The 16,576-nt window shown below is 61.8% G+C and carries 21 protein-coding genes; 19 read left to right on the forward strand and 2 right to left on the reverse strand.

Annotation, left to right across the window (positions count from 1 at the left end; translation table 11 throughout):
• The 13 genes from NS365_RS12470 to NS365_RS12530 form a co-directional block, all read left to right on the forward strand.
• Positions 1-459, forward strand: a 459-nt coding sequence (locus NS365_RS12470) for a hypothetical protein (protein WP_058600624.1), incomplete at its 5' end; no start/stop codon positions are given.
• Positions 459-656: a hypothetical protein gene (locus NS365_RS12475; RefSeq protein ID WP_058600625.1), complete on the forward strand. Its 198-nt coding sequence runs from the start codon at positions 459-461 to the stop codon at positions 654-656. The genes NS365_RS12470 and NS365_RS12475, both read left to right, overlap by 1 nt.
• On the forward strand, positions 653-919 hold the full coding sequence (locus NS365_RS12480; RefSeq protein ID WP_058600626.1) for a hypothetical protein: 267 nt from the start codon (positions 653-655) through the stop codon (positions 917-919). The genes NS365_RS12475 and NS365_RS12480 overlap by 4 nt, the downstream gene beginning before the upstream one ends.
• Positions 919-1,107, forward strand: coding sequence for a hypothetical protein (locus NS365_RS12485; RefSeq protein ID WP_058600627.1), 189 nt, complete (start codon positions 919-921; stop codon positions 1,105-1,107). The genes NS365_RS12480 and NS365_RS12485 overlap by 1 nt, the downstream gene beginning before the upstream one ends.
• A gap of 5 nt (positions 1,108-1,112) precedes the next feature.
• A complete protein-coding gene (locus tag NS365_RS12490; RefSeq protein ID WP_058600628.1) occupies positions 1,113-1,394 on the forward strand; it encodes a hypothetical protein in 282 nt (93 codons plus the stop codon).
• Complete coding sequence (locus NS365_RS12495) at positions 1,394-1,942, forward strand: hypothetical protein (protein WP_058600629.1); 549 nt, start codon at positions 1,394-1,396, stop codon at positions 1,940-1,942. The genes NS365_RS12490 and NS365_RS12495 overlap by 1 nt, the downstream gene beginning before the upstream one ends.
• A complete protein-coding gene (locus tag NS365_RS12500; RefSeq protein ID WP_058600630.1) occupies positions 1,942-2,379 on the forward strand; it encodes a hypothetical protein in 438 nt (145 codons plus the stop codon). Before NS365_RS12495 ends, NS365_RS12500 begins: the two co-directional genes overlap by 1 nt.
• Positions 2,376-3,053 (forward strand): hypothetical protein, encoded by a 678-nt coding sequence (locus tag NS365_RS24775; protein ID WP_058600631.1) that lies wholly within the window; start codon positions 2,376-2,378, stop codon positions 3,051-3,053. The genes NS365_RS12500 and NS365_RS24775 overlap by 4 nt, the downstream gene beginning before the upstream one ends.
• A 12-nt stretch (positions 3,054-3,065) precedes the next feature.
• The gene (locus tag NS365_RS23580; protein ID WP_082684582.1) at positions 3,066-3,755 is read left to right on the forward strand and encodes a DUF2312 domain-containing protein; all 690 of its coding nucleotides are present in this window, start codon (positions 3,066-3,068) and stop codon (positions 3,753-3,755) included.
• Entirely contained in the window at positions 3,755-4,648 is an 894-nt protein-coding gene (locus NS365_RS12515) for an AAA family ATPase (protein WP_058600632.1), read from the forward strand. The genes NS365_RS23580 and NS365_RS12515 overlap by 1 nt, the downstream gene beginning before the upstream one ends.
• 280 nt (positions 4,649-4,928) lie before the next feature.
• Entirely contained in the window at positions 4,929-5,201 is a 273-nt protein-coding gene (locus tag NS365_RS12520; RefSeq protein WP_058600925.1) for a pyocin activator PrtN family protein, read from the forward strand.
• A gap of 116 nt (positions 5,202-5,317) precedes the next feature.
• Positions 5,318-5,998 carry a 3'-5' exoribonuclease domain-containing protein gene (locus NS365_RS12525; protein WP_153003752.1) on the forward strand — a complete coding sequence of 227 codons (681 nt, stop codon included), beginning with the start codon at positions 5,318-5,320 and terminating at the stop codon, positions 5,996-5,998.
• The gene (locus NS365_RS12530) at positions 5,973-6,977 is read left to right on the forward strand and encodes a nucleotidyltransferase domain-containing protein (protein ID WP_058600633.1); all 1,005 of its coding nucleotides are present in this window, start codon (positions 5,973-5,975) and stop codon (positions 6,975-6,977) included. Before NS365_RS12525 ends, NS365_RS12530 begins: the two co-directional genes overlap by 26 nt.
• A 109-nt stretch (positions 6,978-7,086) precedes the next feature.
• Here the strand turns inward: NS365_RS12530 and NS365_RS12535 are convergent, their stop codons facing one another.
• Both NS365_RS12535 and NS365_RS24105 read right to left on the reverse strand, forming a co-directional pair.
• Entirely contained in the window at positions 7,087-7,890 is an 804-nt protein-coding gene (locus NS365_RS12535; protein WP_153003754.1) for a hypothetical protein, read from the reverse strand.
• Between the two features lie 133 nt (positions 7,891-8,023).
• Complete coding sequence (locus NS365_RS24105) at positions 8,024-8,803, reverse strand: hypothetical protein (protein WP_153003755.1); 780 nt, start codon at positions 8,801-8,803, stop codon at positions 8,024-8,026.
• A gap of 546 nt (positions 8,804-9,349) precedes the next feature.
• Here NS365_RS24105 and NS365_RS12540 point away from each other — a divergent pair.
• The 6 genes from NS365_RS12540 (at position 9,350) to NS365_RS12565 (ending at position 16,385) form a co-directional block, all read left to right on the forward strand.
• The gene (locus tag NS365_RS12540; RefSeq protein ID WP_193753432.1) at positions 9,350-9,664 is read left to right on the forward strand and encodes an acyl carrier protein; all 315 of its coding nucleotides are present in this window, start codon (positions 9,350-9,352) and stop codon (positions 9,662-9,664) included.
• 130 nt (positions 9,665-9,794) lie between these two features.
• Positions 9,795-10,991, forward strand: coding sequence for a beta-ketoacyl-ACP synthase (locus NS365_RS12545; RefSeq protein WP_058600635.1), 1,197 nt, complete (start codon positions 9,795-9,797; stop codon positions 10,989-10,991).
• Between the two features lie 65 nt (positions 10,992-11,056).
• Entirely contained in the window at positions 11,057-12,343 is a 1,287-nt protein-coding gene (locus NS365_RS12550; protein ID WP_058600636.1) for a beta-ketoacyl-ACP synthase, read from the forward strand.
• 18 nt (positions 12,344-12,361) lie between these two features.
• Positions 12,362-13,411, forward strand: coding sequence for a zinc-binding dehydrogenase (locus NS365_RS12555; protein ID WP_058600637.1), 1,050 nt, complete (start codon positions 12,362-12,364; stop codon positions 13,409-13,411).
• Positions 13,408-14,328: a lipid A biosynthesis lauroyl acyltransferase gene (locus tag NS365_RS12560; RefSeq protein ID WP_058600638.1), complete on the forward strand. Its 921-nt coding sequence runs from the start codon at positions 13,408-13,410 to the stop codon at positions 14,326-14,328. Before NS365_RS12555 ends, NS365_RS12560 begins: the two co-directional genes overlap by 4 nt.
• 101 nt (positions 14,329-14,429) lie before the next feature.
• Complete coding sequence (locus tag NS365_RS12565; protein WP_082684583.1) at positions 14,430-16,385, forward strand: putative bifunctional diguanylate cyclase/phosphodiesterase; 1,956 nt, start codon at positions 14,430-14,432, stop codon at positions 16,383-16,385.
• Positions 16,386-16,576: the final 191 nt, after the last annotated feature.

Below are 16,576 nucleotides of genomic sequence, written 5' to 3' on the forward strand. Positions count from 1 at the left end.
GATGATGGCGATCGTCGGCGCTGCCGCGATCGTCTTCACCGCCCTGTTCGCCGCGCTGATCAAGGCCGCCCTCTGATGCGCGCCCCGGCCAACTCCAACACGAGCCCCGAGCCGACGCGCGAAGAGACGCGCGCCGAGATCGTCGCCACCTTCGCGCCGAGCCCCGAGGCGGTCGCGGTCGCGGTCGCCATGGCGCGCCGCGCCGCCGAGGCGCGCCGCGAGTACGAAGAGCACGGCAGGGCGGCCGACGACTTCAAAGCCCGGACGGACGCCTTCGTGCGGGACTTCCCCGACTTCGCTCCGGTCTACGCCGAACCCGGCGAGATGGAGCGCCGCGAGAAGGCCGAGACCGACGAGGCGGGCTTTCGCACCATCGCTGTCGCCATCGCCATCGGCTGTCTCGCCGCCTCCCCGATCCTCGCGATCCTGATCGCCACCTATATGCGGGGTGGCCTCTGATGCGCGACGCCCTCACCGCCGAGCTGCGCGAGACCGCGCGCATTATCAGTCACTTTCTGCCCCTCGCCCGCGTCCTGCGCACCACGGCCGAGTTCGCCGCCGTCGCCGGCATGGTCGGCGCGATCGGCGTCTATGCTATCGGCACCACGACGCCCGCCCCGCGCGGCGTCCTGATGATCGCGGAGGCGGGCGGATGAACGCCGAACAACGCGCCCTCGCGCGCCGCGCCCTTGGCCTGCCCAACAGCCTCGCCCGCTCCAGCCGCAACTATACAGCCGTCCATCCCGACGCGCTGGCCTTCGTGCCTTGGATGGAGATGGTCGAAGCCGGACTGGCGACCGTCGAGAAGGTCGGCCTGTCCGGCCGCGTCTGCCTCCTCACCCGCGCCGGCGCGGAAGCCGCGCTGGAGCCGCACGAGCGGCTGGACCCGGAAGACTTCCCGCCGATTCACGCCGACTGATGCCCGACTTCCGCGTCTTTTTCGCGGGAGCCGCCGACGCCCTCCTGTTCAACGCGCGCTCGCCCGGCGAGGCGCGAGCCAAGGCCCAAGGCGTCGGCCGCCCCATCCGCAAGATCAAACTGGACCGCGAAACGGTCGATCCCTGCCATCGCGCGCCCCGCCTCACGCGGCGCGAACTCAACGGATAGTCCCCATGCTGAACGCCGCCGACATCATCGCCCGTGCCGCCGCCTTCAAGGCCGCGCACGAAACCCCGCGCCTCACCCAGCCCGGCCGCCTGTCGCTGTCCGGTCCGACCGACACGCCCGAGGCCGTGCGCCGCAAAATGGCGGACGACATGCGCGATATCGCCGCCCTGAAAGAGAGCGTCGAGGCCGAAGACCTGATCGCGCGCGGCTGGACCCGCGAAGCCCTCACTCTCTACGGCGAAGACGCCCGCGCCCTCGCCAACGCCGCACGGGAGCGTCGGGTCTGATGCGCGCGGATTGGCCCTTTGCGCAACCCACCGGCTGGCTCCCCTCCGACATGCTGGACGAGGTTTCGCCCCCGCCGCGTCAGACGCCGGACGACTGGATCGCCGTGCGCCTCCTGACCGGCGTGGCCCTGTCGGGGCCGAACGAAGACGAGGGCGACGAGACGGGACGCCGCCGCGTCCTGCCCGGCACCATCGTTCCCTTCCGCGCCTATTTCGACCTCGGAAAAATCGAGATCGCGGTTCAACCGGACGGCTCCTGGCGGCCGTCCGACCCGCTCGTGATCGACGGCTCGATCGGCAAGGCCACGCTCTTCTGCGAGGAAGACGACGGCGACACCACCACGCACTCGCTGGACGAGATCGCCCGCCATTTCGTCACGAACTACGGCCCGTTGACGGACTCGCACATCGTCCCGGTGCTGGCATGGCACTGGACCAAGCCCATCCCCTTCGCCCTCACCCGACGCGACGATCAGTCCTACACCTTCCGCCAGCTCGCGGACGAGGCATCGACCCAGCCAGCGACTTCGCAGGGAGAACTGGTCTAATGGCGCGCATCTATCTCGCGTCCTCCTGGCGCAACCCTCATCAACCTTGGATGGTCGATCTTCTCCGGTACGCCGGTCACGAGGTTTACGACTTCCGAAATCCGTTTAACGGCGTCCCCGGCTTTCAATGGTCGGAGATCGATCCCGACTGGCAGTCGTGGAAGGCCAAGGACTATCGCCGCCTTCTCACGACACACCCGATCGCGGCGCGCGGCTTTGTCAGCGATCTTCGCGCGATGCAGTGGGCGGACACGTGCCTCTTGCTCCTGCCCTGCGGACGATCGGCGCATCTGGAGGCCGGCTGGTTCTGCGGTCAGGGTAAACGCTGCATCATCCTGACGCAGGACGGCGAAGAGCCCGAGCTGATGGCGCTGCTCGCGACAGATATTTGCGTGTCGCCCGAAGAGGTCATCGCGACCCTGCGAGGTGCAGCATGAAGCCCCCCGAACCTTGGATGCAGACGCTTCCAGGCGCGCCCTTCACCTTGCGCGCGCCCCACGTCACGCCCGCCATGCTCACCGGCGAGATCGCGACGGCCCTCGCGCGCATCCCGCGCTTTGCCGGCCACACGATCGAATTCTATTCGGTCGCCCAGCACAGCGTCTTGTGCGCCGAGGCGGCCGAGGCTGAGACGGACGATCGGGAGTTGGCCGCCTATTGCCTTCTCGACAGCGCCCATGTCGCCTACACGGGCGACACCCCGCGCCCGATGGTCGCCGCCGTGGCGCGCCAGATCGCCGACGACATCGATCCCTACACGGCTCACGTCATCGGCCCCCGGCGCGCCCGGAATTTCCTCGCTTCCCGCGAGCGCATCAAAGGCGGGATCGACACGGAAATCTTCCGCGCCGCCGGGCTGTCGCTCGAAAGGCATATCGAGCACCGCGAGGCCGTCAAGGCGATCGGCCTGCGCGCCCTGCGCACCGAGCGCGACGACCTCATGCACCCCGGCGCACGCTCATGGGACGCCGACATTGAAGCGGCCGAGCGCCTACCCGTCAGCACCGGCATCATTCGCCCGCTTCCCGAGCGCGAAGCCCGCGCCCTCTTCATCGCCACCCTCCGCCGCCTCTGCCCCGCCATCGCCGCCGCCGATCCCGCGCAGCTCTAACCCGAGGAACCTATGGCCCGAAAGAAGAAGACCGCCGGCACCGGGCACAACAGCGCCCCCGGCCCGAAGCTCTTGAGCCTGATCGAGCGCATCGAGCGGACGCGCGAGGAAAAGAAGTCCTATGCCGAGGACGAGGCGGCCATTTTCGCCGAGGCGAAGGCGGAAGGCTTCGACACGAAGGCCATGCGCCGCACACTGACCAAGCGTGCGATGAAGCCGCAAGACCTCCAGGAGATGGAGGCGATCGATGATGTCTACAGCCACGCGGTCGGCATGGCGAAGGAGCTGCCGCTGTTCAAGGCGGTCGGCACCATGAACGTGGACATTGCCGCGCGTGAAAGCGTGATCGCCGCCCTTCTCCAATTGGTTCCGACCAATGGCGAAATCCACCTGATCGGCGGCGGGCTCACGTTCCGCATGTGGCGCGACAAGGACGGCGAAGCGCAGTCCGAAGAGCTTCTGTTTCAGCCGGAAGGCCCGAAGCGGCCCGAGCGGAATGATCCCGCCCCGCCGCGCCGCCCGGCCGAACCCGCGCCGGAGGTTGATCAGGACGGGGCTCGCAAGCTCGGCCAGGAGGCCGCGCGCGAGAACACGCCCATCGTCAAGAACCCCTTCCCTTGGGACGACGATCGCCGCCGCGCCTGGGATGAAGGGTGGCGCGATGTCGCCGGCTCGGACGGCATGGGACCGGCGGAAGACTGATGCGCCAGCTCGAACGCCACCACCGAAACGCCTTGTCCGATATGGCCGAAATCCTCTACCCCGAGGACGCGGCCGAGCCGATCCTCAGTCGTCCCGTGCGCGGCGCGCTCACGGAATGGCTGACCGAGATTTGGGCCGCGAAGGAGCTGGAGGAAGTCAACCTCAAGCCCCGGAGCCGCGCCCTGTTCTACGGCCCGCCAGGCACCGGCAAGACCACGCTCGCCCATCATCTGGCGGCCCGCCTCGGCCTGCCGCTCGTGGTGGCCCGCGCCGATCAGCTCGTGGCCTCATACCTTGGCGAGACCGCCGCGAACATCGCAAGGCTCTTCGAAGCGGTGCGCGCAGGCGGCCAGCCCGTAGTACTCTTTCTGGACGAGTTCGATAGCTTGGGCTCGAAACGCGGCTCCACCGCGAGCGCGGCCGGGGCCGATCGCAACCACTCCATCAACACGATCCTTCAGCGCTTGGAGGCGCATGATGGAACGGTGATCGCCGCGACCAACCTTGCGGACGACATCGATCAAGCGATCTGGCGGCGGTTCGAAATCCAAATCGAGATTGCCCTACCCGGCCCCGGAGAGCGCAAGCGTATTCTGGAACGATACCTCGCGCCCTTCATCTTCGAAGCGGAAACGCTGTCATCCCTAGCGGAAGCGCTTCACGGCGCATCGCCCGCGCTGATTCGGCAATGGTGCGAGGGCATCAAGCGCAACCTAATCATCGGCCCGAAGGCCGGCTGGAACATGGAGCGAGACGCCGTGATCGAGCGCCAGCTCGCATCCGTCGCCCCGCATCCCGACTTGCAGCGCCCGCGCCTTTGGGAGCGCGGCGCGCGCGATCCCGCGATCCGCAATCTCGCGTGGCCTCCCCAGCGCGGCAAGGCGGGCGGCTGATGGCGGACCTCTTCGGCAACGGCCGACACGGCGGCCGACCCGGTCGCTCCCCGGCCCCCGCGCCCAGCTCGGCACCACCGGCCGAGCCGGAGCCCCCGGAGCCGCCCGCCGTCTTTGGCACCCCCTCTTGGGATCGCTGCCGCTGCGGGAAATCCGCCACCCTTCACTTCCCGAGAGCCGGCGGCATCCGGCTTTGCCTCAGATGCGCCGAGGCCCAAGGCCGCTGGACGCCATCCCCACTTACCTGGAACCGCTCCAAGACTTCGAGAAAGCTAGAAAAATGAACACTGTCTTTCTGCTCATGGCACAGTACGGCGGGAAGCCAGTGATCCCTGTCGAAGAAGTGTGCCGCGACTTTTTCACCCATCTAACCGCTGAAAAGCTCGTGAGAAAAATTAGCGCGGGAGAAATCTCGATGCCACTTGTGCGGATGGAGACGTCACAGAAGTGCGCTAAAGGCGTACATCTAGCCGATCTCGCAGCATACCTCGATGCACGACGTGAAGTCGCACTGAAGGAGTGCCGCCAGCTTCACAGAGGATTTCGTGCGTAGGCTGGACCACCGCGCGCACCAGTGCAGCCCAACGGCGAGGATTCGTGTAAACCGGCTATCGAGAGATAGCCCAGGCTTGGCTCCGACTCAGTTTGGGCTATCTGAGGAACTAGGACATGACCGTTATGAACAGCATTCTCACGCCAGACCGTCGCATCATAGCGACTGCAAACGGCGCGGATCAGAAACGGAAACCGTCTATGGACGTCTACTTTTCGGCCGACGTTGAAACCGATGGTCCCATTCCTGGACCCTTTTCAATGCTGTCATTCGCAATCGTCTTCGCAGGCACCTACGACGGACGGGAATTCAAGCGTGCCGACACACATGAGAAGCGTGTGTATCATGAGCTTAAGCCAATCTCTTCGCAGTACGAACAGGAAGCCCTAGACGTCAATGGCTTGGATCGCCAGCGCCTGCTCCTGGAAGGTGAAGACCCGAAGGAAGCGCTAACAAAGGCTGCGAATTGGATAAGAGAGATTGCGGGCGAAGGCTCGCCAGTTCTGGTGGCTTATCCACTTAGCTTTGATTGGACTTGGCTGTACTGGTACTTCGTGAATTACTGCGAGCAAGGCTCTCCGTTCGACTACTCAAAATGCTACGACATCAAGACTGCTTTGTCCGTTAAAACTGGAATGCCGATTGCCCAATCAGGTCGGTCGAGCGTTCCAAGCCACCTCCGTTCCCATCGACTCCACACGCATCACGCGATAGATGATGCAATCGAACAGGCGGAAATCTTCGCCAATCTGTTCGAATGGGAGCCGCCACATGGAAGAGATAAGCCGCAGACGTGAACACACGAACAGGACGGTCGAAGCCCTTTTAGCCAACATCGACCCGACAAAACCCTATTTCGCGAATGAAAAGGTGTGCGTTTATGCGACCGGCTCGACGGGTCGCGGGGAAGCATCAGAATTCAGCGATCTTGATCTGATCATGCTGACCCCGTCCAAACTGGACAGTGAGGGGAAAGAACTGACAGCCAGTGAGCTGACCAAGCTCGATGAAATCTGCGTCAAAGCAGATTTCATCAAAGCTCTCAGGTCGTGCGGCCTAAAAGACCTCGACGGCCACGGAAAGTATTTCGAGAATTTCACCGCAAAGGCACTGATTCAAGCGATCGGCTCGCCCAACGACGACGTGACCGGTGCATTCACAGCTCGCCTTCTTCTTTTGCTAGAAAGCCGTCCGCTGATTGGAAGCCGCATCCACACGTCCGCCATAGACGATATCTTGTCAGCGTACTGGACTGACTTTCCACCTCACAGCGACCATTTTATTCCCGCCTATTTCACAAATGATGTTCTTCGTCTTTGGCGCACATTCTGCGTGAACTATGAAGCGCGCACCAGATCGCTTACAGGCGACGATAAATTCAAAAAGCGCGTGAAAAACTTGAAGCTGAAATATAGTCGCATGCTTACATGCTACAGCGCCGTCCTTTATCTTCTCAATGAATTTTCTGTCCGGGGCACGGTTACACCCGAAGCAGCAAACGCGATGTGCATGCAAACACCAATCGAACGGCTGCAATCGATCTCATCAGCCACACAAATTGGCGTGTTACGCCAACATATCAGCGACATCTTAGAGCGTTACGATGGCTTCTTACAGACATCCAATTGCAGCGATGATGAGCTTGTTTCACATATGCGCAAATCGGATACATTTGAAAAACAGCGAATTGCGGCTTACGAGTTTGGACACGGGTTTTATAAGGCATTAGATGTTGTCGGAAATGACAACGATTTCCATCGGCTGATCGTAGTCTAAGCATCACGCCGAGCGCTTTACTCGCGTTCAGAGCAGCTTAGTGCGCGAGGCGAATAATACTTAGCGCTCGCCTCGCTTGCACAAGACGCGAGCGATACAATACTTTGAATTAAATATGCAATCTTTTCACTAGAGATACACTATTTGCATCCGCCCTTTTGTAAGAGCGAGACCCTCCGTAGATAGCTTGGAGATCATCATCGCTTAATCCTCGCCTCATGAGTTCGAGCACGGAGTCAAAACTTTGCGAGTCAATGTACCTTTTCAGGTCGACTGCAATGGAATACGCCATCTTGCGCGACTTGTAAGGTATGCTTTTAATTACTCTCTCAATATCATTGTAACTGTCAACGTAAAAAAACAATATGATTAAATTGACGTATCGTTGCCCAGACGGGAGCGCATTCAGCGCTGCTTCGGCCGCGTCGATACATTGCTTCATCTCTCCTGTCTCAAAAAGTAATCGAACGAGTCGATCAATTTTCGAAGCATCAGACGATTTAAATTTGATATTAATTGCGAGAAGATCGCGTGCTCGCTGGAAATCACCGAAGTCCAGCAAATGATCTACGAATAGCATCAAAAGCTGCGTATCTGTATCATACATGGATACCAAACGGTCGAACAAGTTTATGAGCTCATGATCTCTATGTATACCTCGCCTTATACTACTGAGGGCTCGCAACTTGCTGTAAATTGACTTAGGCAGTATGAACGAACCCTTTGTGCGATAGGCCTTATCAAAAGCTTCCGTGTAGATTTCGTTAAATATTATATCCCACATTGACTCCGCTTGCTGCAATTCCTGCAGGTCAACCATATTGCAATGCATTACAGGATCGAACTTTGTAGTTATATCAAAGATAATATTTGGTACATCAAAACCAAATATCTCGATACCGGTCAAATCCATTCCACGAATGTCTATGCTTGACAATGTAACGTGTTTGTAAAACGTTGTCGGATCTTCACCTACGATCTCGGCCAGCTGTCGAAGATCATCTGTTGACGCGGCATAGATTAACTCAATCTCTCGAGAGAACAAATCAGCTCTCCGCCAAGACACTAGCAACAATCAAAGTCGCAAAATCGTTGTCGATAGAGGTTACAGGCAGCAATTCTTCACCTAACCTTTTTCTAATAAGCGCTTCGGCAGCAGCAGTTTTTGCGCCGCCTTTAAGAGAGAATATATCTTTCCATTCTCCACCAGTTTCAATATGTATGTCAGAAATTATAAGGTCTTCTCGAACGCAGTGCACTTCCAGGACAACCGCACCTGTAGATGATCGTTTATTTTTCCGTTGGTCGATTAGCGTTAGCCGTGGATTTTTCACCGCATCCCAAGGGCGGCCGTGAAGCGGACCTCGGTTGAAGGCTTCCAAGTCCCACTGATAAGAGCCCTGATTGAAATGCCCAGTAGACACGATCAAAGATACAGCTCGCTGCAGCTCTACAGACGTTTTATCTTGCACACTTCCCGACGCTTCAGCTCCAAGATTTATCTTCGGCCGGAGTGCTGCAGTTGTAAAATCTAACACTGCCGCTCCCCTAGCTTTCCTTTCTCGAACTATTGTCCTTGTAACGGTGCCCGAGACCGGCTCGGAGTCCCGGGCAACAGTTTCTCGGTCAACGCCAATCGTATTATCCTCAGGCAAACGTAAAACGAGACTTGCTTTGCGGACGCTCATTCGGAATCTAACGTTCGAGTCCGCCTCCCCACCCATGCGGGCTTCACGGAAAAACAAATCTGCGTGGAGTGCGGCCGTATCCCCAGCCTCCTTCAGTTGCCCGTGCCACACATCTAAAGACACGAGTTCACCGAGCATTCTGTGTCGATTGCTGCGAGAAGGGATCATCTATCGCTTTCGGGATTTCTGAGGCAATTCTGGATTGTACCTTAACTCCTACCAGTTCCAAACTTTGAAGTGAAATCCATTGAGCCGAATAGTGGCTGCTACAAGGTACAAATTTAGCACCCTATCTATTTGTTATTGTTATATATATTTGAAGTACGGGTCCAATCGATCATCGGCGCGACGGCAAAGAGCGGGCCGGAGGCGTAGTGCGAAGGACGGGCGGATGCGGGCATGGCGGCGTTCGGCTCTTGGGTTCGTCGGCGGCCATCCGGCAGAAACGGGCATTCCGTCTCTCCCTATTATCGGGATCGCAGCACGGCTTTGTCTTTTGGCGTCTTTTCTATATGCGCAACAAGACACGCTTGCGCTACCCGTGCACCGCATTCAAACTTGGCATGGCTGTCGCAGAGGCGATGAACGGTCCGTGCGCAGCGCGAACGGGGTGCCCGCGCTTTGCAAAATCCTCCCGATTGCCTATAGGGTCGCGACTCGATCAGCTAGAGACCGCGCTTGACCATGGACTCTCAGCCCCTCTCGAAGGAAACCGTTTTGACTTCAACGTTTGACCGGGTTGCCGACATCATCGCCGAAACCAGCGAGATCGATCGGGACAGCATCACCCCGGAAAGCCACACGATCGACGATCTGGGCATCGATTCGCTCGACTTCCTCGACATCGTTTTCGCGATCGACAAGGAATTCGGCATCAAGATCCCGCTCGAGAAGTGGACGCAGCGCGTCAACGAGGGCGAGGCCAACACGGAGGAATACTTCGTCATGAAGAACCTCTGCGCCAAGATCGACGAGCTGCGCGCCGCCAAGGGCGCCTGAAACTCCGATACGAGGCGGGGCGCCCTCCAGCGGCGCATCCGCCCCGAAGACAGGACAAGACGACGGGCGCGGCCCTTCCGCGCTTCAGGTCCGGCGGCGCCCTGCCCCGGCTCGCGCTGAAAGACGACCCATGACACAAGCCGCCCGCGACGTACTGATCACCGGACTGGGACTGGTTTCCTCCCTCGGAGAAGGCGTCGAAGCTCATGTGTCCCGCCTGTCGGCGCCCGGCCCGCTCCAGCCGACTATCGAGGCCGAGCGCTTCGCGCCCTCCTTCGTCCATCCGCTGCCGCAGATCGACTGGAGCCGCCAGATCCCCAAAAAGGGCGACCAGCGGCAGATGGAGACCTGGCAGAAGATCGGCGTCTATGCCGCCGGTCTGGCGCTCGAAGACGCCGCCATTCCCGCTGACGAGGCGACCCGCGCCGGGATCGACATGATCGTGTCGGCTGGCGGCGGCGAGCGCGACCCGGAGGTGGATGCGCTGGTCATGTCGCGCGCGCGCGGGCTCGATGATCCGCAGCCGCTCCTGAACGAGCTTCTGTCGAGCGAGCTTCGCCCGACGCTCTTCTTGGCGCAGCTGTCCAATCTCCTGGCCGGCAATATCTCCATCGTCCATAAGGTGACGGGTTCGTCGCGCACCTTCATGGGCGAGGAAAGCGCCGGCATGTCGGCGGTTCAGATCGCGAGCGCGCGTATTCGCTCGGGCCAGAGCCGCGTCTGCCTCGTGGGTGGCGCCTTTTCTGCCGAACGTCTGGACCTTCTCACCAATTACGAGCTCGGCGGTTTCCTCCTGCGCGATCACTGGTTGCCGGTGTCCGGCCGCTCGGGCGAGACGGCGGGCCTCGCGCCGGGCAGCATGGGCGCGTTCCTGGTGCTGGAAGACGCAGAACACGCCGCCGAGCGCCACGCGACGGCCTATGCCAAACTTCGCTTCGTGGCAGGCGATCGCGGCTCGCGCGAGGATGGGGCCTTCCGCAAGCGTCTGTCGCGGCTTCTGGATGAGGCCGGCGCGCGCGACGAGGAGCTTCTGGTTCTGTCCGGCGCGACGGGCCTCGACGGTGTAACGCAATCCGAAGCCGAGCTTCTGCGACAGACCTATCCGCAGGCCGCGCACCGCGCCTATGGCACGGCAATCGGCCATGGATTTGAAGCGCACTTCCCCGCCGGCGTGGCGCTCGCCGCCGCGCTTCTGGCAGGCCGCAAGATTCCGGCCGAAGCGGGCGGGGGCGAGGAACGCCCGGCTGATTTCGAGCCCAAGCGCGCGCTGGTGACCGGCGTCGGCCATGTGCGCGGCGAAGGCGTCTGCCTGATGGAAGCGGTCTGAGGCGGTCTGCCGCCTTTTCTCGAACGATCGGCGCGCATGAGCCGCGCCTGAGACGGAAGACGATCATGGCTTCAATCGATCTGGATTTCCTCGGCCGCCCGGTGGTCGCCGTCACCGGCATCGGCGTCGTATCCTCGCTCGGCCGGGGCGTTGCCGACAATTGGTCGGCGCTGGTCTCCGGCCGCTCGGGCATCCACACGATCACACGTTTTGCGACCGACAATCTGCGCACGACCATCGCCGGCACGGTGGATTTCATGGGCGTCGAGCCCTGGAGCGGGATCGATCTGTCCTATGCGCTGGCGGAAGCGGCCGGCACCGAAGCCATCGCCATGGCCGGACTCGACACCTCCGCCTTCGACGCGCCGCTGTTTCTGGCCGCGCCCCCGATCGAACTCGAATGGTCGCAGCGTCTGGCGCTCGACAAGCTGACGGGCGAGGCGCGCGAGGACGCCGGTTATCTTCGGCTCATCGAGCTGGCGCGCACGCACCGCTCTCGCAGCATCTACGACCTGACGCTGTTTGGCGGCATTTCGGAGCGGCTCGCCGACAAGCTCGGCACGCGCGGCCTCCCAGTCACGCTCTCGACCGCCTGTGCGTCGGGGGCGAGCGCCATCCAGCTTGGCGTCGAAGCCATCCGTCGGGGCGACGCGGATCGCTGCATCGCCATCGGCACGGACGGGTCGGTCGGCGCGGAAGCGCTGATCCGCTTCTCGCTCCTTTCGGCGCTCTCCACGCAGAACGATCGCCCCGAAAAGGCCTCCAAGCCTTTCTCAAAGGATCGCGACGGCTTCGTCATGGCCGAGGGTGCAGGCGCGCTTGTCTTGGAATCCTTGAGCGCCGCGAAGGCGCGCGGAGCAACCGTACTCGGCGTCCTGCTCGGCGTCGGCGAAAAGGCGGATGATTTCCATCGCACCCGCTCCAAGCCCGATGGATCGCCCATCATCGCGACCATCCGCGCGGGGCTGGACGATGCGGGCCTTCAGCCCGGCGATATCGGCTATATCAACGCGCACGGTACCTCGACGCCCGAAAACGACCGGATGGAATATACCGGCCTGTCGGCCGTGTTCGGCGACGCGATCGGGAGGACGCCGATCTCCTCCAACAAGTCGATGATCGGACACACGCTGACGGCAGCCGGCGCGATCGAGGCGGTGTTCTCGGTGCTTGCCATGCGCGAGGGCACGCTGCCGCCCACCATCAATTACGACCAGCCCGACCCGGCCATTCCGCTGGACATGATCCCGAACGTCGCACGCCCGGCCGATGTGTCGGCGGTGCTTTCCAATTCCTTCGGCTTCGGCGGCCAGAACGTCTCGCTCGTCATCGGGCGCGAGCCGCGCGGCTAACCAGAAAAGTCATTTCCCATGCAGGCATTGCAGCTGGTCGGCGATAAGGATCTTCGCCGCGTCGAGATCGAGGAGCCGGGCGCGCCGGGTCCGGGCGAAGTCACCGTGCGCATCAAGGTCGTGGCGCTGAACCATATCGACGTCTGGGGCTGGCGCGGCATGGCCTTCGCCAAGCGCAAGATGCCGCTGACGATCGGCGCGGAAGCCTCCGGCGTGGTCGAGGCTCTGGGCGCGGGCACGTCCGGTCTCATTCCGGGCCAGCTCGTTTCGATCTACGGCGCGCGCACCTGCGGCCTCTGCAAGGCCTGCCGCGAGGGACGCGACAATCTCTGCGAGCATGTCTCGGGCGTCCACGGCTTCCATCTCGACGGCTTCGCTCAGGAGCGCGTCAACCTGCCGGCGCGGCTGCTCGTCCCCGCCCCTCCGGGCTGCGATGCGGTCGGTGCGGCGCTCGCCCCCGTCACTTTCGGCACGGTCGAACATATGCTCTTCGACAATGCCAAGCTTCAGCCGGGCGAGACGATCCTCGTCCATGCCGGCGGTTCGGGCATCGGCACGGCAGCGATCCAGCTCGCCAAGCGCCACGGCGCGACCGTCATCACGACGGTCGGCTCCGACGACAAGATCGAGCCGGCCAAGGCGCTGGGCGCTGATCACGTCATCAACTATCGCACCGATCGCTTCGAAGGCGTGGTGCGCAAGCTGACCAAGAAAAAGGGCGTCGATGTCGTGTTCGAGCATGTCGGCAAGGACACGTTCGCCGGCTCCATGCTCTGCATGAAGCGCGGGGGCCGGCTCGTCACCTGCGGCTCCACTTCGGGCGTCTCCACCGAGGTCAACCTGATGATGCTGTTCCAGCAACAGCTGAAGCTTCTCGGCTCCTTCGGCTGCCGCATGGAGAACATGGCGGATGCCATGCAGAAAATGGCGCGCGGCCTCGTGAAGCCCGTGATCGACACCGAAGTCGGACTGGACGACATCGCGGTGGCGCTCGACCGGATGGAAGGACGCCGCGTCTTCGGCAAGATCATCCTCCATATGGATCGCGGGACGCTTCCGACCGGATGAACCCGACGCTCGCCAAGGTCTGGAAAATCCAGAAGAAGACGCGCGACTATGTCGCCGCGAAGCTTCTCTTCGCCATTCTGCGTGTCCTGCGCCTCTTTCCCGCTCACAAGGGTCTGAAGGCGGCGGACAGGCTGGCCCGCCTGATCGGCCCCCTCACCTCGCGCCACAAGCTCGCCCTCGACAACCTGACTCTTGCCTATCCCGAGAAGGACAGAACCTGGATCGAGGCGACCGCGCGCGCCAATTGGGGCCAGATGGGGCGGATCGCAGCGGAATACGTCTTCCTCGACGAGATCTTCGATTTCGATCCCGCCCGGCCGCCGGGTGAGGGCCTGATCGAGGTCGAGGGCATCGATCTCTTTCTGGAACTGCGCGACAGCGACAAGCCGATCGTTTTTTTCACGGGGCATCTGGGTTGTTTCGAACTGCTGCCGATCTGCGCGGCAACCTTCGGCCTCGAAGTCACCGCCCTCTTCCGGCAGCCCAATAACCGCTATATCGCCCGCGAGGTGCAGACCGCTCGCAAGACACGCGGCGGCCACCTCGTGCCGTCCAAGGCAGGTGCCGCGTGGGCGTTGGCCAGCATCCTCGACCGCCGCGGCAATGTCGGCATGTTGGTGGATCAGAAATTCGCCAAGGGCGCACCGACGACCTTCTTCGGCCGCCCCTGCCGTACCAACCCGCTGCTGCCCAAGCTGGTGCGTCAGTTCAACTGCGACGTCTATCCCGCGCGCTCCATCCGTCTGCCCAATGGGCGCTACCGGCTCGAACTCGAGCCGCGCCTCGAACTGCCGAGAACCGAAACGGGCGAGATCGACATTCCCGCCAGCTGCCAGACGCTCAACGACGTCGTGGAAGGGTGGGTGCGCGAGCACCCGGAACAGTGGATGTGGTTCCACCGACGCTGGCAGCTATAGGGCAGACCCGAGCGCCCAAGTTCCCATACGTCAGCTCCGCATGAGGCGTTAGAGAATATTAAGCGTTCTCTGGCTAGAGCTTATGTCAGAGGGAACTGCGGATGCTTCTGAAACTTGGGCGCAGATATGCTTCGACCGTCGCAGGGGCTATCGGCCTCCTGACGGTGGTTGGCTGCGCGAGTTATTACGCAAGCCAGATCGCGCTTCGACATCTCGTGGAAGGCGAAGTCGGAGCGCGCGGGCAAGCCTTCGCACAGGTTCTTCTTCAGAACGAAACCGAACTCAACGCCTTGCTGACCGGTCTGTCGCGCACCGCCGATGCCGAGGTCAATGCGCGCATTGCCGGCAACGCAGCCAATCTCCTGAATTTCTCCATTTTCAACCGCGATGGCCAGGAAGTCTTCACGCCGCGCTCGACGCAGAACGAATGGCTGCTGCGGGAGCGGCCGGGGGGTACGGCGACCGGCGTCACGCTTTCGCAAAGCACTGTCGGCCGGCCCAGCCCATGGATTGCGACGGAAGGGCTGGACGGCCCGCAGCCGACGGCCATCGTCCCGCTCGACCGAGGGAATGAAAGGATCGGCTTCCTCTCCGTCAGCCCCGATATGGCGCAGTCGCGCCAGAACCTTTCGGACATGCTTCGCTGGATGGCCTGGATCGTCGCGAGCGCGGCGGTCGGGGCAGTGGGCGTTCCCGCCGGTCTCATCTGGGCGCGTCGGCATCGCACGCAACTCGCCAATGAGCGTATTCGGTTTCTGGCCGATTTCGATCCGCTGACGCAGCTTCTCAATCGGCAGCGGATGCAGAAGGACGTCGATCGCATCCTCGCGACCTCGCGCGCCACCCGCGAGCGCATGGCTCTGTGGGCGATCAATCTGGAAGGCCTGTCAGGCATCAACAGCAGCTTGGGCCAAGAGGTCGGCGACGAATTGCTGCGAGTGGTGGCCGACCGGATCGGTCAGGTCATGGCCAAGACCGATCTGTTCGGGCGCATGGGGGCGGGTGATTTCCGCCTCCTTCATCGCAGCATGACGGGGCCCAACGCGACGCTCGACCTCGTGCGCGCGATTCGCCAGCAGATGGAGCAGCCGGTGGAGATCGGTGGACACTCCATCGTTCCGCGCGTCTTCATCGGCATCGCACTGGCTCCTGAGCACGGCCGCAGCTTTTTCGAACTCGCGCGTCACAGCGATCTGGCGTTGACCGTCTGCAAGGACACCAAGACGGCCTTCCACACGATCTTCGAGCCTTGGATGGACACCGAGGCCACGCGCCGCCGCCAGATCGAGCAGGACATGCGCACGGCCTTGAAGACGGGCCGGTTCGAACTGTTCTACCAGCCCATCGTGGCGGCCTCCTCCGGCACGCCCAAGGGCTTCGAAGCGCTGATCCGCCTACCCGACAGCCAAGGCGGATATATCTCGCCGGCAGAGTTCCTGCCCATTGCCGAGGCGCGCGATCTCATCAAACCGATCAGCGACTGGGTGATCGACGAAAGCATTCGGCAGGTTGCGCTCTGGCCGGAGCATCTCTACGTCTCCATCAATCTCTCTCCGGCCCAGTTCCGCGACGACGATCTCTTCGAGATCGTGAAGGCGGCGCTCGATCGACATGGGGTCGACGGACATCGGCTTCAGATCGAAGTCGTGGAAACGCTGCTTCTGGAGCGCTCCGACGCGGTGCTGGGACAGTTGCGCCAGTTGAAGCAGCTCGGCGTGTCCATCGCGATGGACGATTTCGGCACGGGCTATTCCTCGCTGGGCTATCTCTGGCGCTTTCCCTTCGACACGGTGAAGATCGATCAATCCTTCATGGTCGCCTTCGACGCGGGCGAAGCGAATGTCCGGCAGATTCTGGAAACCATCGTCGCGCTCGCTCACAATCTGGGAATGCGCGTAACAACCGAAGGCGTCGAGACGCAGGAGCAGGCGCGCCTGCTGGCCGAACTAGACTGCGACACGTTGCAGGGCTTCTACTTCTCGCGCCCCAAACCGGCGCAGGCGATCGATTTCGGATCTCACTCCCCATCTGCGACGCCAGCGATTCGCGCGGCCTGAGGCTTTCGGGCCGACACCCCGAAGGGAGCCGCCCTCTCGAAGATTGCCGTCGTCTCACGCCGTCGATCAGGGCCTGTCGATAAAGCACATGCGGATCATTGGTCGCCCGCAAAACAATACCAACACTTGGATTATTGACGACTATTCATTCTGGTTAATACAGATTTACGATCGACTTGCATTATTTCTAC

The organism is Aureimonas ureilytica, assembly GCF_001475935.1.
Classification (GTDB): Bacteria; Pseudomonadota; Alphaproteobacteria; order Rhizobiales; family Rhizobiaceae; genus Aureimonas; species Aureimonas ureilytica_A.